The organism is Acinetobacter sp. YH12043 (assembly GCF_013419915.1).
Taxonomy (GTDB): domain Bacteria; phylum Pseudomonadota; class Gammaproteobacteria; order Pseudomonadales; family Moraxellaceae; genus Acinetobacter.
On sequence record NZ_VOZD01000017.1, the window covers coordinates 12975 to 38592 of the forward strand.

The following is a 25618-nucleotide window of genomic DNA, read 5'->3' on the forward strand; positions in this document are numbered from 1 at the left end:
GTATGATTTACATGGAAATTAAAAGTTATAAATATACTTTTTCTCATATGTATATTCAGCTTTGCAGCAAAGACTGCAAGAGAAAGGATCACCGTTGAAATCTTGGCTCAATCGTCTTAAGCACGCGACTTATAATACGACCCTGATGTATAACCTGCGTATGCTGATCGCTTTTGCAGGCACTGCCTTTGTTCCCTATTTCATGGGACAGCAGTTAATGACTATTCCACTCACCCTTGGAGTGGTGGCCGCAGGTTTAAGCGATATTGATGACCGCTTTTCCGTACGTATCCTGAATCTGTTCTATACCTATTTAGGCTTCTTCATTACCGCAGTGGCAGTCTATCTGTTATTTCCTTATCCGCTGCTGTTTGCTTCTGCCCTCATTGTTTCTTGTATTGTCCTGATTCTGCTCGGCTCGCTTGGTCGACGTTATGCCACGATTTCCTATGGCTGTCTGGTGATTTCTGTCTATTCCATGCTGGGGGTTGAACTTTTTGATGGATGGTATCAGCAAGCGAGCTTGCTGCTGATTGGTGCGGTCTGGTATGGCTTTTTGTCGACTCTGAGCTTTCTACTGTTTCCTGCGCGACGTGCACAGGATAACTTAGCCAAGTGCTATGCTTCACTGGGTGATTTCCTCTATGCCAAATCGAATCTGTTCGATGTCGATATGACGGCAAAAAGTTATCAGCAAAGTATGATCGAGCTATCACTGGAAAATGGCAAACTGATTTCAATTTTTAATGAAATGAAGACTGTTCTTTTGACCCGTCTGAAAGGTGATCGTGGTCAAAAGGATACCCGTCGTAGCCTGCAATACTATTTTGTAGCGCAAGATATTCACGAGCGTGCCGATTCTGCGCATATTGATTATCAGAAACTGGCCAAGATTTTTGAACACAGCGACGTTTTGTTCCGTTTTCAGCGCATCCTGTCGATTCAGGGCAAAGCCTGTAAAGACCTGAGTGAAAGCATTCAGCAACGCAAAACCTATAAACATAATAAACGCTTCAAACATGCCTTTGAAAACCTGAGATTGTCCCTGGAAAAATTGCGTACAGAACAGCAGTATGATCAGGTCTGGATTAATGCCCTGTTTGCTTTATTCCAGAACCTAAAATCTATTGATGCGCAGTTACGCAACCTGGAAACTGAACGTAATATCAAATTTGATCGTGCTAAACATATTGAAAACCAGCTCAAAGATGACGACCTGAAAGGCTGGGAAGATATCAAGATTCGGGTCAAGCAGCATCTGACACCTGAATCGGTGTTGTTCCGTCATGCCATTCGTCTGTCGATTGTGCTGCTGATCAGCTATATCTTTGTCCAGCTGACCGATATTCAGTATGGTTACTGGATCCTGCTTACAGCACTATTCGTCAGCCAACCTAACTTTAATGCTACCAAACGCCGCTTACGTTTACGCATCGTAGGAACATTGGCAGGTATTCTTTTGGGATATGCCATTTTGTACTTCATTCCTTCCGTTGAAGGGCAATTATTACTGCTAATTTTGAGTGGGATTCTGTTCTTTGAATTACGCAGTAAACAGTATGCACAGGCCACTGCCTTTATTACCATTCTGGCCCTGATCAACTTTAATCTGGACGGTATGGGCTTTGCCGCAGCTATCCCCCGTATGATTGATACCCTGATTGGCTGTGCGATTGCCTGGTTTGGCGTGAGCTTTATCTTTCCAGACTGGAAATTCCGTCGCTTGCCGCGCAGCATTAGCCGTAGCCTGCAGGCAGAATGTGACTACTTGAGTGAAGTGATTGAACAGTATAAATCTGGACGAAATAATGGTCTGACCTACCGCGTGGTACGTCGTGCAGCCCATAATACGGATGCTGAAGTTGCTTCCCTGATCTCGACTTTGGCCACCGAACCTGATTTTGATCCAGTGCAAAAATCACAGGCTTTTGAGTTCCTGTGCCTGAATCATACTTTTATCAGTTATATTGCCGCGCTGGGCGCGCATCGTGAAAAAATTCAGGATCAGGATGTACTGGACCTACTGGACCAAGCCCTAGAAAATATTCGTGGTGCCCTGCTCTATGATGAAGTACCTGACCTAAGCACCCAGAATATGATCCAGAATATCCGTCAGCGTCTGTCACAACAGCTGGAAGAAGACCAGAAACCATTGATTATTTTGCAGCAACTGTCTTTAATGTTTAGTATCTTGAAGCAATTGAGTCAGTTAAAGCAAAGTTTAAGTCACGAACGTGATGAACAGGCCACTGAATTGGCTTCATTATAATTTGGCCGATTTTGGAACAATATACTCACTGAATCAGCATAATTAATGCTAAACTTTTTACAGTTTTAAATCTGTTAATTTCATTATGACCGCGAAAAATTTATACGCTTATACCCTACAGCCTGTGAACTATGAAATTTCAGAAGCTGAGCAGCGTCATGCTCAGCTGATGATCTGGCGTAGTACCAATAAAATTGGCATGAAAGCCTGGCTGATCATGGGTGCTATTGTTGCCTTGTCTATTCTGGGAATTATCCTGATCAAGAACTACTCAACAGTCATCTGCTGGGTAGCGATTGTCTGTGTAGTATTGTATTACCTGATCCGTACTTTCGGTCTGGAATGGTATGTTAAACGCAAGATGAATGAATTTCCGGTACAGGAAATTAAAGGTATCCGTCTGGGCGTACAGCCACATGGTATCGTGATGCGCCAAAAAATGGGCATGCAGGAAGGCGTGGGTGCTATTGGCTGGAAAGACATCTATGAATGGTATAATACGCCGGAATTCATGCTGATCAATTTTAAAGTCAAAGGTCAGCAAGGTGCTTATATCCTGCCTAAACGTTTAGACAGTAAAAACTTCTCTTTCGCGACCATTCGCAAGCATCTGCAAGAAGAAGTGGGTGCACCAAAAGAAATCTAAGACATATCCCGATTTTGAAAGACCTCCTGTTTCGACATGGAGGTTTTTTTATGACTATCTTTTATCCGACTCATCGACACAAATGATAATGAGAATAAATATTATCATCATAATCTATAATTTGTTCTGATTCTTCAGTTATAATTTGCCTACTTTTACACATACCACCATAAATCTGACCATCATGTTTAAAAAGACATTTTTCCAAATCCACTGGTTTCTGGGGATTACTGCAGGTTTGATTCTCTCAATTATGGGAGTCACGGGTGCTATTTATTCTTATGAGCCGCAAATCTTAAAATGGATGAATAGCGACAGTTATACTGTACAGGTTCAAGAGCGAGACAAGCTTAGCCCTGCCCAGCTGTATCAGCATTTCCAGAACCAAAACCCTGAAATGAAAATTAACAGTATTACCGTGGCACAGGATCCAAGTGCCTCCAGTACGGTCAATATTGTAAAAGAGGGAGCACGTCGTGGTTATAACATGATGGTCAACCCCTACACGGCTGAAGTATTGCCTGAAATTAAAGGCCGTGAATTCTTCCAGTTTGTACAGCAGTTACATCGTAATTTAACAGTAGGTCCCGTTGGTAAACAGATTACCGGTGCCTGTACCCTGATGCTGATCTTTTTCGTCCTGTCTGGCCTGTATTTACGCTGGCCAAAACGTCATTCAATTAAGCAATGGCTGGCAGTGAAGCCGCAACTGAAAGGCCGTAACTTTATCTGGGATCTGCATGCAGTGGTGGGTACCTGGGTGGTAATTTTCTACCTGATTCTGGCTTGTACCGGTCTTACCTGGTCTTATGGCTGGTGGCGTGATGGTATGTATAAAGTTCTGGGCGTAGAACGTCCACAACCAGAAATGCAGGCCAATGGCGGTCGCGGCGAAGGTAGTGAACGTGGTCCTCGTGGTGAACGCGGACAACGTAGTGAAGGCCGTGAAGAAGCTGGCATGAGTCCAGAAAGTATTTCACGTGCACTGGATCAAAGCTGGGCTGGCTTCAGTACTCAATTTGCAGGCAAATATTCAACTGTGACATTTAACCTGCCGAAAAAACCGGATGGTGAAATGCAGTTGAGTTTTGTTGACCCTGTGGCACAGCATGAACGTGCCCGCAACAATGCGACTTATAATTATCGCAGTGCTGAATTTACCGAAGTCCAGCTCTATGAAGATAAAAAGCTCAATGAAAAAATCATGAGCAGTATGTTACCTGTGCACCGTGGCAGCTTTTTTGGTCCTATTTACCAGTTCCTGGTCATGATTGCTGCATTATTAATGCCATTGTTCTTCGTGACCGGCTGGATGCTCTATCTGAAACGTCGTAAGCAGAAAAAACTTACTCTGGCTGCACGCCAAGGGGCAACTGCCCTGCCTCTGGATCCAAATGCCAAGCCTTGGCTGATTGCGTATGCTTCACAAACGGGTGTCTCTGAACAACTGGCATGGCGCACAGCTACTGCCTTACAGGAAGCACGTCAACCTGTCAGCGTTAAAGCAGTACAGCAACTAAGCCTTGAAGATCTGCAACAGGCAGAACAGGTTCTATTTGTAGCCAGTACTTATGGCACAGGTGAAGCACCTGACCTAGCCTCCTCTTTTGAAAAGAAAATTTTGTCTGCCAAAGCGGATCTTAATCATCTCAATTATGCAGTTTTGGCTCTAGGCTCCCAGGAATATCCTGATACCTATTGCAGCTTTGGTCATCGGATCGACCAGTGGTTACAACAGAGTGGTGCCAAACAGCTCTTCAAGACCATTGAAGTGGATAATGCCAATAATGAGCATATCCAGCAATGGACCAATGCCCTTGCCCATGTGACCCAGTTTGAATTGCAGGATATGGGTATCGATAAAACCTTTGATCAATGGACTTTGAGCAAACGTGAATTGCTGAATCCAGACAGTCTGGGTGCACCTGCGTTTAATATTGAACTGGTTCCACAGCATGAAGCCGTGTGGCAGGCAGGCGATATTGCCGAAATCCAACCAGGAAACAGCCCTGAACGTATCCGTGCATTTATGGAGAAATACCGTATTGCCGCGGGTACACAAGTGCCTTCTCTGAAGCAAAGTATCGAACAGGCACTTTGGAATCGTGATTTGACTCAGGTTGATCCTTTTGATTCAGTAGATGAGCTGTTACAGCAATTACCAACTCTTGCTACACGTGAATATTCAATCGCCAGTATTCCAAGTCAGCAAGTGCTACGTCTGGTCGTGCGTCAGCAATCTGATGCACAAGGCCAGTTAGGTCTGGGCTCAGGCTGGTTAACACAGCATACTGCCCTAAATTCACCGATTGCCCTGCGTATTCGCAAGAATGAATCTTTCCATCTGATTGCAGATAACCGTCCGATTATCTGTATTGGTAATGGTACGGGGATCGCAGGTTTGATGAGCTTGCTGAGTGCGCGTAACCGTCAGGACTATACTCAGAACTGGCTCATCTTTGGTGAACGTCAGCGTGCCCATGATTTCTTCTTTGAAGAAACCATTCAGGCCTGGCTGCAAATGGGTACATTAAAACGACTGGACCTTGCTTTCTCTCGTGACCAGCAGGAAAAAGTTTATGTGCATCATAAATTGCGTGAGCAGGCTGAAGAATTGAAACTCTGGGTCGCTCAAGGCGCCGTGATTTATGTGTGTGGTAGCATTAATGGCATGGCCAGCGATGTCGATCAGGCTCTGATTGAAATTCTCGGTGAAAGCACAGTGGATCAATTACGTCTGGATGGTCGTTATCGTCGTGATGTATATTAAGATCAGCTGATCTATAAAAGACCGGGCTTCATGCCCGGTTTTTTATTAATAAGATAGAAGAAGAGATAAGAAGATTAATAAAAATATGAATATCCGAATATCCAGCCCACTTAAACGAAGTCTCAGCCTGATCTTTGGTTTGATCCTTGGCATAAACAGCCTCTGGTTAATAAGTCAGGGACAAAGACATTTCGGTGTTCTTTTGCCAATTTTCATTAGCGTAGCACTGATCCTGTATGCTCTGCTCTTTTCAGGCATTCAACGCTGGAAACAGCATTCCAGATTTAGAATCTGGTTCTGGAACAACCTCTGGGCCGGATTTCTACTCTGGATAATCAGTGTCGCAATCTTCTTCGCTTATATCCAGATGTCCATTCATTCAAATGAATCTACACAGCCTCCTGCCGCTATTCTGGTTTTAGGCAGCGGGATTACGAATGGACAGCCCTCACCCATCTTAAAAAGCCGTCTGGATACTGCAGCTAAATATGCAGCACACTATCCAGATACTTTAATGATTATGACAGGTGGGCGTAATTATCGGGAAAGGCAAAGTGAAGCTGAGGTCATGCAGCACTATATCCACACCACCTATCCAGAACTCATCAACCCCATTCAACTTGAAGATCGAAGCAGAAGTACTGCTCAAAACCTGATGTATTCTCAAGTAATCTTGGAACAACAAAATATAAGTCAAAATGATCCTGTTGCGATTGCAACCAGTGATTTTCATAGTCCTCGTGCTCGTGCTATTGCCAGACACCAAGGTTATCAGCAAGTGATTAGTTTGAGTGCCAGTACTCCCCTTTATCTGCGCTATAACTCCTGGTTAAGAGAATATTTTGCCTTTTTGAGTGGCTGGCTGCTCAATGAATATTCACTATTTAAATAAGTAACTTAAACACTAAATTAATTTAAACGGATATGCCTTGGCGAAGGGATCGCTGGATTTTTGAATAGTTCAGGTTTCTGTACATAGACCTGATACAGGTAGTTTTTAAGATCCAGCAAAAGTTTTTCAGGCGCAACCAGAATATTCTGCCCTTCCGGTGTCAGATCCAATGACACAATAGTGCTTTCCTGACGTAAGAAAGGAATGACCTTTTCAACAAAATCTTTGAGGGTAATTTCCTGAATCTGGTAATTGGCCCAGTTATCTTTAATGAGTAGTCTGGCCAGACCTTTGCTTTGCCAGGTCGCGAAAGCACGCTGTCCTGTCGGCGTGGCACATAAAGCCCAGCCCTCTTGGTAAAGTGCAAAAATGCCACCTTGGGCAACAATAGCTTCAATAAAATTTTTATAAACTTGTAGCGGATCGTAGGCGGTATTTTGCGATTTGATCGCTGCCTTGCGCTGATATGGATTTCTCATAGTCTGAAATCTTCAAATTATTATAGACTTCGAATTCTATGAAATATTCAGGATTTAGGCAAGAAAGATATGGTGGGCGCTGACGGGATCGAACCGCCGACATTCTGCTTGTAAGGCAGACGCTCTACCAACTGAGCTAAGCGCCCTTAAAGGGTCAAACTGTTTGATTCTTAGGATGGCGCAGCGGACGGGACTCGAACCCGCGACCCCCGGCGTGACAGGCCGGTATTCTAACCAACTGAACTACCGCTGCATCACAAAAAATCTGGTGGGCGCTGACGGGATCGAACCGCCGACATTCTGCTTGTAAGGCAGACGCTCTACCAACTGAGCTAAGCGCCCTCAAAAGGTCTATCATGTAAATGGCGCAGCGGACGGGACTCGAACCCGCGACCCCCGGCGTGACAGGCCGGTATTCTAACCAACTGAACTACCGCTGCACTTACACAATGTCGCTATTGTGGCAAACGATTTATCAAGAACTTAAAGTGGCGCAGCGGACGGGACTCGAACCCGCGACCCCCGGCGTGACAGGCCGGTATTCTAACCAACTGAACTACCGCTGCACTATAAGTGTCTCAACTTTGAAAGAAGCTTGGTGGGCGCTGACGGGATCGAACCGCCGACATTCTGCTTGTAAGGCAGACGCTCTACCAACTGAGCTAAGCGCCCTTTCAAATCGACTTCATCGCTTGATGAGGTGCATTATAGAGAATCTTCACAGACTGTCAAACGCTTTTCTGACTGTTTTCTGCTTTTTCGGTGTGAGTGATTAAAAAATAGGTTGATTGTTAAAAAAAACAACACTTTTTGTTTATTTTTTAAGTCTATACCGATTTTTTAAAGATACTCTGTGAAACTAAAAGCCGGATTTTTACGGTTTTACTCATGAAAATTGAGACCAGAACATGCAACAGCCTTCAGTATTGCTGAAAGATTATACAAAGCCCAACTCACTGCAACGTTGTGATCCTGTAATCTTTATTTTAAAAGCTTGCAGCCCTCTAAAAACAAATCGATGACTTTTATTGGCAGACTATAAATCATGTTTCTAACTCTATTTGTCTATAAAAGTAGAGTACCTAGAAGATCGATGACCTCATCTATTTTCTTTTATTTAAATAGAAGATATTTCAATTAATTTTAAATCATCCACAAATTTTCTTATGTCATTTAAGTCATTTAAACAGTCAGATTCAGCGGCTGTTCTGAAATATAGACCAGTGCATCTTCATTCACCAGTTCAAACAGCTCGGCCACATCCGTATTCCGCATGCGGATACAGCCATGTGACATTGCAATACCCATCGGCTCAGAATCAGGCGTACCATGAATATAGATATAACGTTGGTAAGTATCACAACCCTCGCCCTGGTTAAAACCTTCTTCAAGCCCACTTAGCCATAAGATCCGGCTGAGAATCCAGTCTCGCTGCGGGAATTGCTGTGCCAGTTCTGCATTATAAATTTCACCTGTCGCTTGACGGGCAATAAACACACTATTTAAAGGTGTCTGCTGGCCAAACTTTTCAGCGACTTTATGCCATCCACGAGGCGTCTTGCCACTATTTTCTGCTTCACCTATGCCATTCTTACCCGTAGAAATCAGGTACTGCTTATTATATTTTGGCAAATATAGTTTTTGTTGGGCGAGATCAATCAGGATTTCTGCCTGATCCAGCTGCAAATGGCTCATGACTTCTCTTTCTCTGTCTTGATAGTTTCTAGTTCTACTTTCTTTGTGGCCATGTGTTCTGGATGGATTATGTCCTGAACTGGTTCGGGTCGACGCCATAACCAGATCGCCACAATCAGCATGGTCACATCAGTAAAGATTTTGACTGCCAGCGGTGCTGTCGTAAATAACATGATAATGCCACTGATGAACATCATGATACTGGCCAGCCATTTGGCCTTGCGTGGCACAGTACCATTGGCACGCCAGGCTCTTAAAGTCGGACCATATTTTGGATGATTCAGCAGCCATGCATCCATCTGTGGCCAGCCTTTGGATGCCGCCCAAGCCGCCAGAATTAAAAATACTGTAGTTGGCATGCCGGGCAAGATTGCACCGATAAAGCCTAGTACGACAAACAGTACGACCAGGCTTCGCCAAAACAATATTTTCATAAATCGATCCTACCCACAAAATTAGGGGTAGTATAAAGTGTTTTTAAAATCTGTCCGTTGTATTTGTGCACTTTTCACAGGATGTGCTATGCCCTTTTCCAGTCTAAATCATCATCTTGTAGAAGCATGGCAATATTATCAGCATCCTTTGGTGCGGCAACTGGCATTTGCTGTCGGTAGTCCAAACCTTCTGTCTCAAATTCCAGACGAACTTGAAGTCGTCCATGCTTTTGACTTACATGATTCTGAGACTTGGCAACATCACCTGCAAAATTATCATCCACGTCTGAAATATCTGGACCGGCATCCAGAAGAGCTGGAGCAATTCGTGCAGCAGCTTAAAAGCACCCGGCTGGGTTTGCGCTTTGAAATGCTGGTCTGGTTCTGGCTGCTGGATGATGCCTATCATCCTTATAAGCTTTTAGGTCATAGCATTCAGAAAATTGACGGCGCTAAAACACTGGGTGAACTGGATTTTCTGTTATTCAATACAGAGGCTGGTCTGACTGAACATTGGGAAGTGGCGCTGAAATACTACCTCGCAGAAGCCGATTTTAGCCTGCCAAACTGGTATGGCCTAAACCGCACCGATACTTTAATCCGTAAAATGAAGCATTTTACCCAGAAACAGTTTCAGTTTGATGAGGCTCTGGATCAGCAGATTGAGCAGCGTTTCTGCATGTTAAAAGGCCAGCTTTATCTTCCAGTGCATCGTGCCGATCAGACCTTACCTGACTGGGTCAATACCCAACGTCGCATAGGCTTATGGGGTCAGCAGATTCCCGACCCAGCGGCTAACTTCTATCGTTTACAACGTCATGAATGGATTTATCCTAATGCGCAGATCAGCAGTTCAAGTCCCTATTGGTGGACAAATGGACTTTATAAAAAGGCTGATCAAGAGGATTTTTATATGTATCGCAGCCCGCTTCTGCTGCCCTTTCCTGCACATAAACCCTTTTAAAACATTACATTTATTAACCGAAGCACTATGAAAACCACATATTTTTTATGTCGTATATTTTCTAATCTTAGTTCCACATCATAATAATTTTATTATCGATAATACGGAGATGATGATGAAAAAAATTCTTGCTGCTTCATTGGTAATGGCTTTTGTTTTAACTGGCTGTAACACTGTCAAAGGTGTGGGTAAAGACGTTTCTAAAGCAGGCGAAGCTGTAACAGGCACTGCAGAAAAAACTTCTGAAGAAATCCGTCAAAACTAAACTCTTTCTAGCTTCTCCACAAACCCTATCTCAGATAGGGTTTTTTTATGCGGAACATTCACATTATAGGCCATATTCGCCTATCATAGAGCCGACAAATTTATCGACTTATGAATTCACCATATGACATCTTCCGCGACTCTTGATTTAAGCCTGCAATTATTACGTCAGCCTTCTGTGACCCCTATTGATCATGACTGCCAGAATATCATGGCAGAACGTTTGAAGAAGGTGGGTTTCAATATTGAATCAATGCGCTTTGAAGATGTTGATAATATTTGGGCGCGTAAAGGTACTGAAGGCCCGGTTTTCTGTTTTGCTGGCCATACCGATGTTGTGCCAACCGGCAACCTGGATGCCTGGAACTCTGACCCATTTGCTCCAGAAATTCGTGACGGCAAGCTATATGGCCGTGGTAGTGCCGACATGAAAACCGCCTTGGCTGCGATGGTTGTAGCCACTGAACGTTTTGTCGAAAAATATCCGAATCATAAAGGTTCAATTGCCTATCTGATCACTTCAGATGAAGAAGGTCCATCGATCAATGGTACGGTAAAAGTGATTGAAACTCTGGAAGCCCGTAATGAGAAAATTACCTGGTGTCTGGTAGGTGAACCATCAAGTACCAACAAACTGGGTGATATTGTCAAAAATGGCCGTCGTGGTTCATTGAATGCCAACTTGACTGTAAAAGGCAAACAAGGTCATGTGGCTTATCCACACTTAGCAGTGAATCCAATTCATACAGCATCTAAAGCCATTGCCGAACTCTGCGAAACAGTCTGGGATAATGGCAATGAATACTTCCCTGCGACGTCTTTCCAGATTTCAAATATCAATGCCGGTACTGGTGCAACCAACGTTGTTCCAGGTACGATGAACCTGCTCTGCAACTGGCGTTATTCAACTGAAGTGACTGCTGAAGAACTAAAAGCACGTATGCTTGAAATTCTGGATCGTCATGGTGTGGACTATGATATTTCATGGACTTTATCTGGCCTGCCATTCCTGACACCAGTAGGTGAGCTGGTGAATGCCGCTAAAGATGCCATTTTAACGGTGACTGGTACTGAAACTGAATTATCAACTTCAGGCGGCACCTCAGATGGTCGCTTTATTGCGCCTACCGGTGCACAGGTGCTGGAACTCGGTGTACTGAATGCCACGATCCATCAGATTAATGAGCATGTCGATATTGCAGATCTTGAACCACTGGCTGAAATTTATGAGCAGATTCTGGTGAACCTGTTAGCCAATTAATCACCAGATGTAAAAAAAGGAACTCTTATGAGTTCCTTTTTTTATACATTCAAAAGAATTATAGACCGATTGAAGACTGGATATGGCCCATTTGCGGGATGTGAAATAACTGATCCCCCATACGCACATACTGGAATACTGCGGGGTCAGTCACTTGCTGATCGGCATCAACCACTTCAGAAATACGCAGACGAATGGTTTTCGGCATTTCATTGCACATCAGGGCAAAACGCTGATGCACCTCATCTCCTTCAATCACCAGCGCCACACCACTTTTACGTGTTGGATCATTAACTGCATAAACCGGTAATTGCGCATCATGCCACTCAACCACTTTAACCTGGGTATCACTATCCAGTGCAGACAGGACAATATTTTGTGGTAACAGCATTGGATCTTTGCCGTGACAGTCAATAATATAAGCATCAATAAATCCGGTAGATACCGTAATTAAATGCTGAAGTTCCTGCTGACTTATCTGATCAGCCATTTTGGCATTAGTCGTATTCTGACTCATTTATGACCCCTGTTTTTCAGCAATTAACTGTTGAATATTCGCCAGTAATTCAGCTTCCTGGAACGGTTTGCCCATGTAGTGGGTTACGCCCAGACTGAAGGCACGTTCACGGTGTTTTTCACCAGTACGTGAAGTAATCATGATGATTGGCAGGTCACGGTGAATATCGTGGTGACGAACCAGGTTCGTGACCTCAAAACCATCCATACGCGGCATTTCAATATCCAGCAGCATCAGATCCGGACGGACATTTTCAAGCTGCTCAATCGCATCTACACCATCTTTGGCGGTGACAATATCATAGCCCTGACGCTCAAGCAGACGCGAGGTCACCTTACGTACAGTCACCGAGTCATCCACGATCATCACCAGACGGCGAGCATTGCCAGAACGTGAACCATCGCGTTGATCCTGCATGTGTTTCACACGCTGCGTACCATGGATCTGACGGGCAATATTCTGACCATCCAGAATCAGACAAACCTGACCATCACCAAGAATCGTCGCACCAGTGACTACACCAATATTGGCGAACTGATGGCCGATTGGTTTCACCACGATCTGTGCACGTGAACCTACTAACTGATCCACAAGTAAGGCAATGGTTTGACCACTGTTGCCTTTAATCAGCAATACTGGCAGTGAATGCGCTACGTTGTTCAGACGAGGAATTGGCTGATTCGATACGAACTCAGACAGGTAACGCAATTTGTAATTAACGCCATCAATCTTGAAGAAATCGTCTTTACTGTTGAAGTAAGTTTCCAGAGTAGATGGTGCAATACGTACAATACGGTCGATTTGCGCCAGAGAAACGGCGTATTGCTGATCGCCCACTTTTACCATCAAGGCATCGCTGACCGCTACAGTCGTCGGTACGCGAATAGTGAAGGTTGTGCCTTTGCCGACTTCAGAGCTGACAGATACGTGACCGCCCAGAGACTTGATCTCGCTTTGTACTACATCCAGACCCACACCACGACCAGAAATCTGGGTTACAGATTTAGCGGTACTAAAGCCCGGGTGAAAAATGAATTGCAATAGCTCTTCCGAATCCAGTGTCTGATCTTCTTTGATCAGGCCTTGACTAAGTGCTTTCTCACGAATCTTCTCAGCATCGATACCTTTACCATCATCACTAAATGAGACGATGACATCTGTACCCTGACGGCTGATGTTCAACAGGATTGAACCGACTTCCGGTTTATTCAGAGCAATACGATCTGCTGTATCTTCCAAACCATGGTCAATCGCATTACGCAGCATATGCTCGAATGGCGTTACCAGACGTTCCAGAATATTACGGTCTAATTCACCTTCACTATTCTGAACAATCAATTCAGCTGGACGGTTCAAAGTCGTAGAAGTCTGACGTACGATACGTTGTAAACGTGGCAACATCCGGTCAAACGGTACCAGACGAGTACGCATCAGGCTTTCCTGAATCTCGGCCTGAATCCGTGATTGTTGCAATAACAAACCTTCAGTTTCACGAATCTTGTCAGATAGAGTGCTCTTGAAGTCAACCAAGTCCGAAGCAGATTCCGCAAGCGACTTGGACAACTGGTTCAGGGACGAATATTGGTCCATTTCCAGCGGGTCAAAGTCTGCATAACGCGAGTTTTCTGAACCATGTTTGGCAATAATTTGAGATTCTAGCTCGCCTTCCATTCGGCGCAACTGATCCGCCAGACGCTTGATCGCCAGTTCCATCTCGTTCAGAGTATTGCCGAGCTGACCCAAATCCATCTCGATACGCGAACGGTTAATTGCATTCTCGCCTGACAGGTCGATCATCTTCTCAACCAGATCAGCAGAGATACGGATCATCTCATGGCTGGTATCGGTATTACCGGTATCGACCCACTCACCCATCATACGTGGTGGCTCAGTACCATCACCTTCAACAAACTCGAAGCTATTTTCAGTGACCAACGTTTCTGTTTTAGCCAGACGTTCAGGCAGCTGCGCAGTAACATCCACATAAGCAATCTTTTTCAGGCTGCTTTGGATCTGTTCAAAATTGCTATAGTCACGCTGGAAGATCGCTTGTCTTAACCAAGCTAGCGTTTTTTGTAGCAGGCCATCATAAGCATTCGAGTTAAAGTGATATACCGCAAACTGTTCGAATGTGGTTTCCAGTTCATACGCAATGCTGGCCACCTTTTCGTTTTCAACCATGCGCGCACCACCCTTGATACTGTGGGCAGCACGTTGTAATTGAAGCAATAAGCTACGGTCACTACGCTGATCAAACCATTGGTTCAGCAGTTTTTCAGTATTGTCGAGAATCTCTTCTGACTCTTCAAGGAAAGTCTCTTCAACAATTGACTTCAGTTCATCTTCTTCAGAGCGCTCTTCTGCTACAATTTCAACTGGCTCAGTCAAAGTTTCTGTTTCAGTCAGCTCAACTTGTTCATCTTCTAAGTTTAGGGCCGGTTCTAGATCTGAATCTGTATTTTCTGATGCAATCTCTTCCGATACTTCATCCGCTGTTTGTTCGGAATCAGCAGTAGCTTCTGCATATTCAAATTCGACAACAGGAATCGATGTTTCTACTGGAGCTGCAACAGCTTGACCAGCCACCAATGCCTGAATATTTTGCAGAATCGAAATTGCTTCAACCGCTGGATAATCGATACCTTCATCACGGATCGACTGGATACGGTCAGAAACGTTATCTTGCACCAGACGAATGATTTGAATCAAAGTAGGCGTTACTGCAATCTGCTGACGGATGATTCGCTCATAAATACTTTCCAGTTCGTGCGAGATCGAACCGATATGAGAAGCGGTAATCATGTTTGCACCACCTTTTAAGGTGTGCAAGTGACGCATCAAGTTATTCAGTGAAGTCGTATCATCCTGCTTTTTACTCCAGGTATTCAGATCTTCATCAATACCTACCAGTAATTCATCCGCTTCTTCCAGGAAGATATTCAGTAGATCCTCATCGAAATCACGCTGAGTTTCTGCGCTGTCGATGTACTGGCGGTCAGAGGCAATACGCTGGCTTAAAGCAGCAAAGTCAATGCTGGCTGTGGTTGCAGCTTCAGGAATAGAAATTTCTTCTGATACTTGTTCAGCAGGGACATTGTCTTCGGTAAAGATCTCCAGATCCTGCTGTACGAATGCAGCCAGTTCACTCAAGGTTTTTTGCGTATCATCATTTAAAATGACACGCTGGCCTGCTGCCAGGGTATCGAATAAATGAATGAATTCCTGATGTGCCTGGGCAAACAGCTCATAGGCATAATCGCTGTTCAGCAGTACCGGTTTTTCTAGTAAGGCATCATAGGCAGATTTTAAATCTGTCGTAAACTCATGAATACCCAGTGCGGCACGGTTATCTGTATGTGCAAGCAGCTCGGCAGCCTGCTCGCTTAAAGCCTGAATATATTCTGGATAATCGACTTTAGCGCGTTTATCGAATTCAAACTCGGCATCCAGTAACAGGTCAATCTCCAGTTCAACCAGCTTGGTCACCAGACCTTGGGTTTCAACTGTTTCCGTTTCAGTGGCTGCGAAGCCATAATCATTCCAGACACGCTCAAAAGTCGCATACACTGCTGCCAGTTTGCTGCTATCACCCTGACGTAACAAATGCAGATAGTCGCTGACAAATTCAGCATACTGAATTAATACAGCAGTTTCTTTTGAGGTGGATGCAATTTCATCCTGAAGCAGTGTTTTAAACAGATGTTCTACTTTAGAGCTGGCCTCGAAGATTTCTTCGATCTGTGCCATGGACGAACTGCCGCGCAAAGTATGAATAGCACGAATCAATGCATTATAATCCTGCACTTTTTCATTTTCGCTACGCAGGAACTTGGCAATCGTTTCGAGATGCTCTTCCGCTTCCTCGATAAAGATCGCCACGGTTTCTTCTACATCACTACGTGCAGCATCTTCACTATCAGCTTCTTCAAGCTCAAATTCTGTTGTGCTTATTTCTATTGCTGCAGTTGTATCTTGATCTTCAGCCGAATCACCTAGCTCAAGACCTGTGATCTGGCCTTCGGCAGTCAGACTGTCTGCCAGTTGCAAGAGTTCTTCTAAAGCCGGTTCAGGTGTCATTTGTTGTTGTAATTGCTGACCTAAAAGCACGACTGGGCGCAGGTCAACATCGAGTTCCTGCACCTGTTTGAATTTTGGATATAAAGTAAACTGGTAAATATTCAGTACAGCTTTGGCATACTGTTGAATCGTAGGCGTTAACTGGATTGAACCTGAAAGTACCCGGTTTAAGGTATCTTCCACTGCCCATGCAATTTCACCCGCAGATTTAGCCCCCACCATACGGCCTGAACCTTTCAGGGTATGAAAATGGCGGCGAATGGTTTTCAGGTTTTCCTGATGAGCCGGATCACTCAACCATTCTGGAAATAAAGCATTTAACTCAACGAAAATTTCTTCGATTTCCTCGACAAAAATTTCAAGAATTTCTGCATCTTGATCAAGATAACTGTCTTCAGGAAGCGTTGTCGTTTCAACTAAATTTTTTAATATTTCTTTCATAGCTAATGCTTCTTACGTTGTGCCGCCAAGAAGGGCGCTCAAACTTAATTGTGACCGTCACGCGAGACCTATCCTTAATAGTTAGGTCCATCTTGTCGAGGCTTTATCTGTATTTCTGAATGTGCCTCAACCTGGGTTAAGGCACACTCCCCTCATACTTTCTGACTTTATTCGGGTAGTTTAAAGTCAGATACAGATTCACGTAATGCATCGGCCATGTTCGCCAATTCAGATACCGAACGTGCTGTATCGAAGGTTGCACTCGTAGTTTGTGAAGTAATTTCCTGTACGACATTCATCGTGGTCGCAATATGACCTGCAGATGCTGACTGAAGTTTCGCAGCATCGGAAATGTTTGCAATCAGTTTTGCCAGGTTATTCGATACGTTCTGAATCTCATCTAGTGCCACACCGGCATCTTTAGACAAGTTCGCACCACGTACAACTTCGGCTGTGGTTTGTTCCATTGAAATTACGGCTTCGTTGGTATCGGTCTGAATGGTTTTTACCAGGCCTTCAATCTGTTTAGTTGCAGATGCAGAACGTTCCGCAAGACGCTGGACCTCATCCGCTACCACGGCGAAACCACGACCAGCTTCACCCGCCATCGACGCTTGAATCGCTGCGTTCAAAGCCAGGATGTTCGTTTGGTCGGCAATATCGTTAATCAGGGCGACGATGTTACCAATTTCTTGTGAAGATTCACCCAGACGTTTAATACGTTTCGACGTTTCCTGAATCTGTTCACGAATCGTATCCATACCTTCAATTGAACGGTGTACAACGTCTGCACCATTTGCAGCAATTTGTACTGAACGTTCCGCAACGACTGCAGATTCTTCCGCGTTGGCAGATACCTGGTCAATGGACATCGCCATTTCGTTAATCGCAGCAGATGCACCGGCAATTTCTTGTGCCTGGTGTTCAGATGCTTCAGCTAACTGGTTGGTAATGCTTTGAGTTGTCGCTGTATATTGCGCAACTTCCTGAGAAGTTTCGGTAATACGAGATACCAGGTCACGTAACTGGTCGATCGCGAAGTTAATCGAGTCGGCAATCGCACCAGTAAAGTCTTCCGATACTGTTGCATATGAACGCAAGTCACCATCCGCAAGGTCGGCAATCTCGTCCAGTAAACGTAAAATCGCATTCTGGTTACGGTCATATTCTTCTTGAAGACGGGTTACACGCTGTTTATCCGATGCACCACGTAGGGTTAACAGACGGAATACACACAGCAGGAAGCCGATCAATAACAGAATTAACAGAACTGCTGGAACGATTGTTTTCAGACCAGAGTTACCAGATAGTTTGTTCAGGTTATCGAGCAGGACATCCGATTGCGAGAAAATTGACGCAGATGCCTGACGTACTTTTACGATTTGCGCAGAGTTTTTCAGGATTGTCGCAGATGCTGATTCAAGTACATCATCATATTCTGCTTTAATGCCTTCAAGAGACTCGCGCAGGTTTGGATCAGTAATACGTTGTACACCCAGTTCAGCAGAACCGTTTAACTGTGCATTTAAGTATGAACCGAAAGTTTCGGTATCGGCACTGAAGTCGTCCGCTGATTCACGTGAACCGTCGTTACCGGTCAATACCAAGCTGATCGAACGTAAAATACGTTCCGCAATGAATACCTGGTTTTTCGCAATAACCACCTGGTTAGACGGCATGTCTTGACGCGCCATCTGGTCGACCATCAAGTTATATTCGGCCTGAATCCCCGGGATCGCTTCACCAATTGCGATGTTGGTGTCATATAACTGGTTAATGATTTTTTGTTGCGATGCAATCAGGTCAATACTAGAAGACACTTCTGTCCACTGTTTATCTACTGCTTGCAGCGCTTCATTATTGGAGTGAATATTTTTTACAGTCTCAAGGTTTTCAGCAAAAGCTTTTTGAGAATCTGTCAGGTTTTTCATCGCCTCAGGTGTACCAGAAGCTGTTGCTTCAGTTGCCTGACGTGAAATGGTTTGTGAAAGCAGACGTAAATCACCCAGACTTTGTGTCAGCTGGTTGGCACGTGGCACACTGTAGAAAAGATACAATAAAGTGATGGTTGCCGCTAACAGACAGCCAGCTGCGCCATAAATAAACGGTTTAGACTTTTCACTATCACCAAATACACGTGACAACTGATCTGTTTGTGATTGAATCTTGGATAAAAAAGTATTGCCACTTTTGCGGCTACCTTCACCTGTATTTTTCTTTTTAAGTTTAAAGCCCATGCAGCCTCTCCCCGATTTACGTCTTTATTACTTTCGTGCGCGACGTTTAATTTATAAATTTTATAGATGCGTTCATAAATTTTGGATTTTGCAACAGACGACTGAATAAGAACACATGCCATTGTTGGTTATGCTGGTGGAAAAATCCCTGACAGTATTCTTGTAAGTTATTATCCAATTCAGTTGTTTTAGAAAAAAAACTTTTCTTATTAAAATGTTGTATACCCAAAACTTGATCAACAACCAAACCGACATATTGGTCATTATGGTGAATACATAATACTTTTTGAGTCGGTGAAAACTGGCTACTCTGTCCTGATACATATTGAGTCAAATCAGAAACTGATAATAACCTTCCCCGAATATTGGCCAACCCTAAAACCCATGATTGAGTATTAGGAACTGGCGTATATTTTGGAGGATAGATCACTTCGGATACTTCCCCCAGCGGGGCAACAAAATATTGCCCCATCATCTCAAAAGCAATGCCTGACCATCGGTTGACTTCATTTTCATTAGAAACGTAGTTTTTATTTCCCCGTTTCGCAATGCGAAGCAATTCGATAAATCCATTTGCTGCCATAGAGCTTATCCTGCGTTGAGGTGGTGCTTAATCACTTCAATCAACTGTTTTTCATCTACCGGTTTTGTAAGATAATCTGCGGCGCCCTGACGTTTACCCCAAACGCGGTCAGTGGCCTGATCTTTGGTACTTACAATCACAATCGGAATATGCTTGGTGGTTGCACCACGTGCAATTTGACGTGTTGCCTGGAAGCCATTCACGCCTGGCATGACCACATCCATCAATACCAGATCTGGCAACTCAGCCTGAGCCATGGTTACCCCATCTGCACCATTGGATGCTTCAATCACCTCAAAGCCATGTTTAGAAAGAATCTCTCTAAAACGGAATGTTTCTGTCGGTGAGTCATCTACGATTAAGATACGCGCCATGCCAATTCCCCTAAAAAATCAATTATTAAGCACTAATATGGTTACGGATTGCGTTAAGCAATTCATCTTTACTGAAAGGTTTAGTCAAGTATTCGTCCGAACCAACAACACGACCTTTGGCCTGATCAAATAAGCCATCTTTACTCGAAAGCATAATCACAGGAATATTCTGATAATTTTGAGAATTTTTAATCAATGCACAAGTTTGATAACCATCTAGACGAGGCATCATGATGTCTACAAATACGATATCCGGATTGGCTTCTGCGATTTTTGACAAAGCTTCAAAACCATCTACCGCAGTCACGACTTCATATCCTTCGCGCTGTAGAAGAGTTTCTGCTGTACGACGAATGGTCTTTGAGTCATCAATGACCATAACTTTTAGATTTTGGAATTTATCGTCCATTTTGACCCTTCCCATTTTAGAAACGATGCGCCATAAGGCTCATAGGATTATTTTATTACGATCGATAAACATTTTTAACACAAATCCACTTGTATTATCAATGAACATTTTCTGCACAAGTGTGCATAAATGGCGGATTTTCATTAACCATTTCACATTTTTATTTTGTCATTGCTTTTTTTTTGACTGATGGTAGTTTTTAATTCGTGAATTTGAGTCTAATATAGCATTATTATTACTTTAAAATAAGTAATTTAGTCAACTTTCAATTGGGGAGCCAATGATGAGTCAGTTTTCAGAAAAACTTGCTTTCATTGATAAAAATAAAATGACTGGCCGATTCATATTTGCAGTGACACTTTTTCTTCAGGTCACCATTTCTTATGCCTCAACTAACCAGCCACCAAAAGCCACCTGGTACCGCTATTATGATAATAAAGGTGTGGCCAATATCAGCACTAACGTTACCCCCAACCATATCCGCTATGGATATGAGGCACTTGACCAGAATATGCAGGTCATTAAACGTGCACGTCCTTATAATGTCGATAAAGATATTAAACAGGCGCCGCAACGTGCCCAGCAGGCTCAGCGCATCGCAGAAGACCAGAAACTGAAACGTGCCTATACCAATAGCCATGTTGCTCTACAAAAAAAGAATGAAAGTCTGAGCCAACTTAAAAAACAGATTGCCTTTCAGCAAGAGCAGATGAAACAGTTGCAGCAAGACCGGGTTATGTTTTTACGCCAAGAACGTGAATATTTACGTAAAGGCAATAATCCCCCGGCATCTTTGAAAGCCAACCTTGAAAACAACCAGAAAAACCTGATTTCTCAAAAAGAAAATATTCAATCTTTACAAACTCGCTATCGAAATATGGAAGCGGAATACGACAGAATTATTGCCCGTTTAAAAGCACTTGAATAAACACAAATAACTTGTTGTTGCTTTAAACGACCACAAGTGAAAAGGATTAATATGCCATTTGCACAGCATTTTCATATTTCAAAGACCCCTTCTTCGCGCTCTGTATTGATGGTGAGTGCACTTTGCTTAAGTCTTTTTCTAAGCGGCTGCAATAAAAATGAATCTACACCGCAAGCCGAAAGTCCCAAAACAATTGAACTAATTCTTCAGGATCTGGTAGCTGTAAAAACAGGTACTTCAATCCAGAAATCCGCATTTACCGGCACTATTCGCGCAGTCAACCAAAGCAGTATTCAAGCGCAGGTTTCGGCCACTGCCACCAGTGTTAATGCTCAGGTCGGTGACAATGTAGCTAAAGGTCAGGTACTGGTTCGCTTAAATAATCAGGACAATGCCGCACGTCTGGCTCAGGCCCGTGCCAATCTGGCATCTACCCAGGCACAGGCCAATCAGGCGCGTAACATGATGCAGCGCAAAAAGCGCCTGCTCGACCAAGGCTTTATTTCTAAAGTTGAATATGAGCAAAGTCAGGTTGACTATCAGGCCCAGGTTGAAAATGTCCGCGCACAGCAAGCCAATGTCGATATTGCCGTAAAAGCCGATCGTGATGGCATTATCACCAGCCCGATTAGTGGCGTGATCACCCAGCGTCAGGTTGAGCCCGGTCAAACCGTGGCGATCGGACAAACCCTGTTTGAAATCGTAAATCCAAATCAACTGGAAATTCAGGCCCGTGTCCCGAGTGAGATGCAGTCCAGTCTGCGTTTAGGTAGCAAAATTGAATACCAGATTCAGGGCAATCCAAACACATTTACCGCTGCTATTAGCCGGGTATCTCCAATTGCCGATCAAGCCAGCCGCCAGATTGAATTCTTCGCCAGACCGAATGAAAGTATTCCCTCTTTAAGTATTGGCTCTTTTGTTGAAGGCAATATTCTGAGTTCTCAACAAGTTTCTGGTCAGATCATTCCCCTCGATACCATTCAGGATATCCAGAATAAACCTTATGTCTGGGTTATTCGCCAGAACAAAATTATTAAAGTGAATGTTCAGGTTCTGGAACAGCGCTATAACCAGAATACCGCAGTGATCCAGGGTCTGGAAACAGGTGATCAGGTCAGTCGCATTCCATTTACCGAGGCAGATCTCAACAAACCAGTGACAGTGCGTTCCAACTAATCAGACAGGATCATTAATATGTGGTTTACCCGAATTAGTGTGAAGTATCCCGTCTTCACTATTATGATGATGTTCTGTTTGATGGTACTTGGACTGGCTTCCTGGCAGCGCATGGGTGTGGAAGAATTTCCGGATGTCGATTTCCCCTTTGTCGTAATTTATACGAATTATCCAGGTGCTTCTCCAGAAACTGTTGAATCGGAAATTACCAAAAAACTCGAAGACCAGATCAATACTATTTCCGGTTTAAAACAGGTGATTTCACAATCCAGTGAAGGCCTGTCGATGATTACGGCCGAATTCAATCTGGAAGTGCCTTCAACCACGGCAGCACAGGATGTCCGTGACAAAATTGCTTCAGTCACCGCTGAATTCCGTGATGAAATTCAGGAGCCAGTCGTCGAGCGTTATGATCCGACTGCCAATGCAATCATGTCGATCGTATTTGAGTCCGACAATATGGGTTTAAAGACACTAAGCTCCTATCTGGATCAGCGCATTGTTCCACAACTGAGAACTGTTCCGGGTGTAGGTACCGTCAACCTGCTCGGTGATGCACAGCGCCAGATTCGCATTCAGGTTGAACCACAGAAACTACAAGCTTTTGGCATTGGCGTGGATAGCGTCATCAATACTCTGAAATCTGAAAATATCGAAGTTCCGGGTGGTACATTAAAATCTGGCAACTCGGAACTGGTGATTGAGATCAATTCCAAAGTCCTGCATCCCCTCGCCTTTGGCGATCTGGTCATTGCCAATAAAAATGGTGCACCGATCTTTCTGAAACAGGTCGCAGAAATTGAAGATAGTCAGGCAGAACTTGAAACTGGTGCATTTCTGGATGGCAAGGCTGCAGTGGCTGTCGACATTCTGCGTAGCTCTGATTCTAATGTTATTGAAGTAGTAGACAGTACCTACAAAACTCTTGAAAGCATTAAAGCCCAATTGCCACAAGGAACCACCTTAAAAGTTGTGGTGGATTCTTCAAAAAGTATCCGCGGCACCATTGGGGATGTTGCGCGTACCATTATTGAGGGTGCGGTGCTTGCTGTGCTGATTGTTCTATTATTTTTAGGTTCTTTCCGCTCAACGGTCATTACTGGCCTCACTTTACCGATTGCATTGCTCGGAACTTTGACCTTTATCTGGGCTTTTGGTTTCAGCATCAATATGATGACCTTATTGGCCCTGTCTTTAAGTATCGGTTTGCTGATTGATGATGCAATTGTAGTACGGGAAAATATCGTACGGCATACCGATATGGGTAAAGACCATGTCACTGCCGCGCTGGACGGCACCAAAGAAATTGGCCTTGCCGTTCTGGCAACAACACTGACCATTGTCGCGGTATTCTTGCCTGTTGCCTTTATGGGCGGAATCATTGGCCGTTTCTTCTATCAGTTCGGTGTAACGGTGAGTACCGCCGTTCTGATTTCCATGTTTGTTAGCTTCACTCTAGATCCAATGCTATCTGCGCATTGGGCAGAAAAGAAAAAAGATCCCAATAAAAAGCCAGGGCGCATTAAACGTTTCTTTAACTGGATTTCAGGTAAATTAGACAATTTAAGCCATGTCTATGAAAAACTGCTGAAACTGGCTTTGCGCTTTAGATTCATTACTATTGTAATTGCAGTGGCGTCTTTGTTTGGCGCTCTAGCCCTGTCGAAACTGATTGGTACCGAGTTCGTACCTGTCCCGGATAAGGGTGAAATCCGGATCAAGTTTGAAACTCCAGTCGATGCTTCACTGGAATATTCACAAGCCAAACTGCAGCAGGTCGATAAAATTGTACGTCAGCATCCTGATGTACGTGCAACTTACGGCGTAATTAATGGTGTGACCGATCGCGGTAAAAACCATGTCAGCTTACGTGTCACTGTGACTCCGCGGACTGAACGCGAGAAAAGCTTGAATGATCTCAATAATGAATTCCGTCAACGTTTACAATCTGTGGGCGGCATTACCATTACCTCAGTCGCTTCCGCGGATGAAACCGTATCGGGTGGCCAAAAGCCGATTATGATTTCAATCAAAGGCCCTGATTTGAATGAACTACAGAAGATTTCCGATCGCTTTATGGTCGAGATGGCTAAAATTGATGGCATTGTCGATCTTGAATCCTCACTGAAAGAGCCAAAACCGACCTTAGGTGTACAGATCAATCGCGTTCTGGCCAGCGATCTTGGTTTATCAGTCAATCAAATTGCCAATGTGGTTCGCCCACTGATTGCCGGCGATGATGTCACCACCTGGCAGGATGAAAAAGGTGAAACTTATGATGTTAACTTACGCCTGACCGAAGACCGGCGCACCCTGCCGAGTGATCTGCAAAATATGTATATCACTTCATCTAAAATGGATGGCAATAATCAGCCGATCTTGATCCCACTTTCTAGCGTTGCTAATTTTGAAGAAAAACTGGGAGCTTCTCAGATTAATCGTCGAGATCTGGCGCGTGAGGTGCTGGTTGAAGCAAATACCTCTGGACGCCCCGCAGGTGACATCGGTACGGATATCAGCAGACTTCAGGATAGTTTCGACATGCCGCCGGGTTATAGTTTTGATACCCAAGGCGCCAATGCAGATATGGCAGAATCCGCAGGTTATGCGCTCACTGCGATTACCCTGTCAATTGTATTCATTTATATAGTACTCGGCTCCCAGTTCAACAGCTTTATTCACCCTGCTGCCATTATGGCTTCATTACCCTTGTCATTAATTGGTGTATTCCTGGCGCTATTCCTGTTTAATTCGACCATGAACCTGTTTTCAATTATCGGTATTATTATGCTGATGGGCCTGGTGACCAAAAATGCGATTCTGCTTATCGACTTCATCAAGAAAGCCATGGATCGGGGTGAAGCCCGTTATGATGCGATTCTGAATGCCGGCAAAACCCGTTTACGTCCAATTCTGATGACCACCAGTGCCATGGTCATGGGAATGGTGCCGCTCGCTCTGGGCTTAGGTGAAGGTGGTGAACAAAGTGCACCGATGGCACATGCCGTGATCGGCGGGGTAATTACCTCCACCCTGCTGACATTGGTCGTGGTTCCAGTGATTTTCACTTACCTGGATGACTTTAAGAATTTTATGCTGCGCCAAGCCCGTAAAATCATGGCATAATTTAAACCATCACAATGAGGTGACATTCACGAATGTTCACCTCATTTTTTATTGTATAATCTCTGCTTTAACG

The 25618-nt window shown here is 44.1% G+C and carries 19 protein-coding genes and 6 tRNA genes; 10 read left to right on the forward strand and 15 right to left on the reverse strand.

Annotated features, from left to right (window positions below; genetic code table 11):
- Window positions 1-94: 94 nt before the first annotated feature.
- From yccS to FTU01_RS09560, 4 genes are all read left to right on the forward strand, one after another.
- Complete coding sequence (gene yccS, locus FTU01_RS09545; protein WP_180138896.1) at window positions 95-2269, forward strand: YccS family putative transporter; 2175 nt, start codon at window positions 95-97, stop codon at window positions 2267-2269.
- Between the two features lie 85 nt (window positions 2270-2354).
- The gene (locus FTU01_RS09550; protein ID WP_004784963.1) at window positions 2355-2915 is read left to right on the forward strand and encodes a YcxB family protein; all 561 of its coding nucleotides are present in this window, start codon (window positions 2355-2357) and stop codon (window positions 2913-2915) included.
- A 184-nt stretch (window positions 2916-3099) separates the two neighbouring features.
- The gene (locus FTU01_RS09555) at window positions 3100-5685 is read left to right on the forward strand and encodes a sulfite reductase flavoprotein subunit alpha (protein WP_180138898.1); all 2586 of its coding nucleotides are present in this window, start codon (window positions 3100-3102) and stop codon (window positions 5683-5685) included.
- Window positions 5686-5782: 97 nt separating this feature from the next.
- Window positions 5783-6577 (forward strand): YdcF family protein, encoded by a 795-nt coding sequence (locus FTU01_RS09560; RefSeq protein ID WP_180138932.1) that lies wholly within the window; start codon window positions 5783-5785, stop codon window positions 6575-6577.
- A 17-nt stretch (window positions 6578-6594) separates the two neighbouring features.
- Here FTU01_RS09560 and FTU01_RS09565 read toward each other — a convergent pair whose 3' ends face one another.
- The 9 genes from FTU01_RS09565 to FTU01_RS09605 all read right to left on the reverse strand — a co-directional run bounded on the left by FTU01_RS09565 (window position 6595) and on the right by FTU01_RS09605 (window position 9185).
- Entirely contained in the window at window positions 6595-7056 is a 462-nt protein-coding gene (locus FTU01_RS09565) for a DUF2750 domain-containing protein (RefSeq protein WP_004784968.1), read from the reverse strand.
- Window positions 7057-7126: 70 nt separating this feature from the next.
- Window positions 7127-7202 (reverse strand) — tRNA-Val (locus FTU01_RS09570).
- 30 nt (window positions 7203-7232) lie between these two features.
- Window positions 7233-7309 (reverse strand) — tRNA-Asp (locus FTU01_RS09575).
- A 13-nt stretch (window positions 7310-7322) separates the two neighbouring features.
- Window positions 7323-7398, reverse strand: a tRNA-Val gene (locus FTU01_RS09580).
- A 21-nt stretch (window positions 7399-7419) separates the two neighbouring features.
- A tRNA-Asp gene (locus FTU01_RS09585) sits at window positions 7420-7496 on the reverse strand.
- 49 nt (window positions 7497-7545) lie between these two features.
- Window positions 7546-7622 (reverse strand) — tRNA-Asp (locus tag FTU01_RS09590).
- 30 nt (window positions 7623-7652) lie between these two features.
- Window positions 7653-7728 (reverse strand) — tRNA-Val (locus FTU01_RS09595).
- A 510-nt stretch (window positions 7729-8238) separates the two neighbouring features.
- Complete coding sequence (elsL, locus tag FTU01_RS09600; protein WP_159123377.1) at window positions 8239-8751, reverse strand: cell wall-recycling L,D-carboxypeptidase ElsL; 513 nt, start codon at window positions 8749-8751, stop codon at window positions 8239-8241.
- Complete coding sequence (locus FTU01_RS09605; protein ID WP_125278257.1) at window positions 8748-9185, reverse strand: YbaN family protein; 438 nt, start codon at window positions 9183-9185, stop codon at window positions 8748-8750. The genes elsL and FTU01_RS09605 overlap by 4 nt, the downstream gene beginning before the upstream one ends.
- Before the next feature lie 88 nt (window positions 9186-9273).
- Between FTU01_RS09605 and FTU01_RS09610 the strand changes: the two genes are divergently transcribed.
- The 3 genes from FTU01_RS09610 to dapE all read left to right on the forward strand — a co-directional run bounded on the left by FTU01_RS09610 (window position 9274) and on the right by dapE (window position 11674).
- Entirely contained in the window at window positions 9274-10149 is an 876-nt protein-coding gene (locus FTU01_RS09610; RefSeq protein ID WP_004784973.1) for a DUF1853 family protein, read from the forward strand.
- A 115-nt stretch (window positions 10150-10264) separates the two neighbouring features.
- Window positions 10265-10414, forward strand: coding sequence for an entericidin A/B family lipoprotein (locus FTU01_RS09615; RefSeq protein ID WP_004784975.1), 150 nt, complete (start codon window positions 10265-10267; stop codon window positions 10412-10414).
- 123 nt (window positions 10415-10537) lie between these two features.
- Window positions 10538-11674, forward strand: a complete 1137-nt coding sequence (gene dapE / locus FTU01_RS09620) for a succinyl-diaminopimelate desuccinylase (protein WP_004784977.1) — start codon at window positions 10538-10540, stop codon at window positions 11672-11674.
- A gap of 58 nt (window positions 11675-11732) precedes the next feature.
- Here dapE and FTU01_RS09625 read toward each other — a convergent pair whose 3' ends face one another.
- From FTU01_RS09625 to pilG, 6 genes are all read right to left on the reverse strand, one after another.
- Window positions 11733-12191 (reverse strand): hypothetical protein, encoded by a 459-nt coding sequence (locus tag FTU01_RS09625; protein ID WP_159123374.1) that lies wholly within the window; start codon window positions 12189-12191, stop codon window positions 11733-11735.
- Window positions 12192-16709 (reverse strand): Hpt domain-containing protein, encoded by a 4518-nt coding sequence (locus FTU01_RS09630; RefSeq protein ID WP_180138900.1) that lies wholly within the window; start codon window positions 16707-16709, stop codon window positions 12192-12194. It lies immediately after the preceding gene.
- A gap of 167 nt (window positions 16710-16876) precedes the next feature.
- On the reverse strand, window positions 16877-18946 hold the full coding sequence (locus tag FTU01_RS09635) for a methyl-accepting chemotaxis protein (protein ID WP_159123372.1): 2070 nt from the start codon (window positions 18944-18946) through the stop codon (window positions 16877-16879).
- A 46-nt stretch (window positions 18947-18992) separates the two neighbouring features.
- Window positions 18993-19529, reverse strand: coding sequence for a chemotaxis protein CheW (locus FTU01_RS09640; RefSeq protein ID WP_159123371.1), 537 nt, complete (start codon window positions 19527-19529; stop codon window positions 18993-18995).
- Window positions 19530-19534: 5 nt separating this feature from the next.
- A complete protein-coding gene (locus tag FTU01_RS09645; protein ID WP_004784985.1) occupies window positions 19535-19903 on the reverse strand; it encodes a response regulator in 369 nt (122 codons plus the stop codon).
- 25 nt (window positions 19904-19928) lie between these two features.
- On the reverse strand, window positions 19929-20312 hold the full coding sequence (gene pilG / locus FTU01_RS09650) for a twitching motility response regulator PilG (RefSeq protein ID WP_004784987.1): 384 nt from the start codon (window positions 20310-20312) through the stop codon (window positions 19929-19931).
- Window positions 20313-20595: 283 nt separating this feature from the next.
- Between pilG and FTU01_RS09655 the strand changes: the two genes are divergently transcribed.
- Genes FTU01_RS09655 through FTU01_RS09665 form a run of 3 tightly spaced genes read left to right on the forward strand, consistent with a single transcriptional unit; the run spans window position 20596 to window position 25545 of the window.
- The gene (locus FTU01_RS09655) at window positions 20596-21240 is read left to right on the forward strand and encodes a hypothetical protein (RefSeq protein WP_159123370.1); all 645 of its coding nucleotides are present in this window, start codon (window positions 20596-20598) and stop codon (window positions 21238-21240) included.
- Window positions 21241-21291: 51 nt separating this feature from the next.
- On the forward strand, window positions 21292-22419 hold the full coding sequence (locus FTU01_RS09660) for an efflux RND transporter periplasmic adaptor subunit (protein ID WP_166139290.1): 1128 nt from the start codon (window positions 21292-21294) through the stop codon (window positions 22417-22419).
- Window positions 22420-22437: 18 nt separating this feature from the next.
- Complete coding sequence (locus FTU01_RS09665) at window positions 22438-25545, forward strand: efflux RND transporter permease subunit (RefSeq protein ID WP_180105053.1); 3108 nt, start codon at window positions 22438-22440, stop codon at window positions 25543-25545.
- The last annotated feature ends 73 nt before the right edge of the window (window positions 25546-25618 follow it).

Coding starts and splice junctions, on each gene's coding strand:
- FTU01_RS09660 (WP_166139290.1), top strand. CDS start 21,292: ATGCCATTTGCACAGCATTTTCATATTTCAAAGACCCCTTCTTCGCGC.
- FTU01_RS09605 (WP_125278257.1), bottom strand. CDS start 9,185: ATGAAAATATTGTTTTGGCGAAGCCTGGTCGTACTGTTTGTCGTACTA.
- FTU01_RS09615 (WP_004784975.1), top strand. CDS start 10,265: ATGAAAAAAATTCTTGCTGCTTCATTGGTAATGGCTTTTGTTTTAACT.
- FTU01_RS09655 (WP_159123370.1), top strand. CDS start 20,596: ATGAGTCAGTTTTCAGAAAAACTTGCTTTCATTGATAAAAATAAAATG.
- elsL (WP_159123377.1), bottom strand. CDS start 8,751: ATGAGCCATTTGCAGCTGGATCAGGCAGAAATCCTGATTGATCTCGCC.
- FTU01_RS09625 (WP_159123374.1), bottom strand. CDS start 12,191: ATGAGTCAGAATACGACTAATGCCAAAATGGCTGATCAGATAAGTCAG.
- FTU01_RS09630 (WP_180138900.1), bottom strand. CDS start 16,709: ATGAAAGAAATATTAAAAAATTTAGTTGAAACGACAACGCTTCCTGAA.
- FTU01_RS09565 (WP_004784968.1), bottom strand. CDS start 7,056: ATGAGAAATCCATATCAGCGCAAGGCAGCGATCAAATCGCAAAATACC.
- FTU01_RS09550 (WP_004784963.1), top strand. CDS start 2,355: ATGACCGCGAAAAATTTATACGCTTATACCCTACAGCCTGTGAACTAT.
- pilG (WP_004784987.1), bottom strand. CDS start 20,312: ATGGACGATAAATTCCAAAATCTAAAAGTTATGGTCATTGATGACTCA.
- FTU01_RS09640 (WP_159123371.1), bottom strand. CDS start 19,529: ATGGCAGCAAATGGATTTATCGAATTGCTTCGCATTGCGAAACGGGGA.
- FTU01_RS09645 (WP_004784985.1), bottom strand. CDS start 19,903: ATGGCGCGTATCTTAATCGTAGATGACTCACCGACAGAAACATTCCGT.
- dapE (WP_004784977.1), top strand. CDS start 10,538: ATGACATCTTCCGCGACTCTTGATTTAAGCCTGCAATTATTACGTCAG.
- FTU01_RS09635 (WP_159123372.1), bottom strand. CDS start 18,946: ATGGGCTTTAAACTTAAAAAGAAAAATACAGGTGAAGGTAGCCGCAAA.
- FTU01_RS09610 (WP_004784973.1), top strand. CDS start 9,274: ATGCCCTTTTCCAGTCTAAATCATCATCTTGTAGAAGCATGGCAATAT.
- FTU01_RS09555 (WP_180138898.1), top strand. CDS start 3,100: ATGTTTAAAAAGACATTTTTCCAAATCCACTGGTTTCTGGGGATTACT.
- FTU01_RS09665 (WP_180105053.1), top strand. CDS start 22,438: ATGTGGTTTACCCGAATTAGTGTGAAGTATCCCGTCTTCACTATTATG.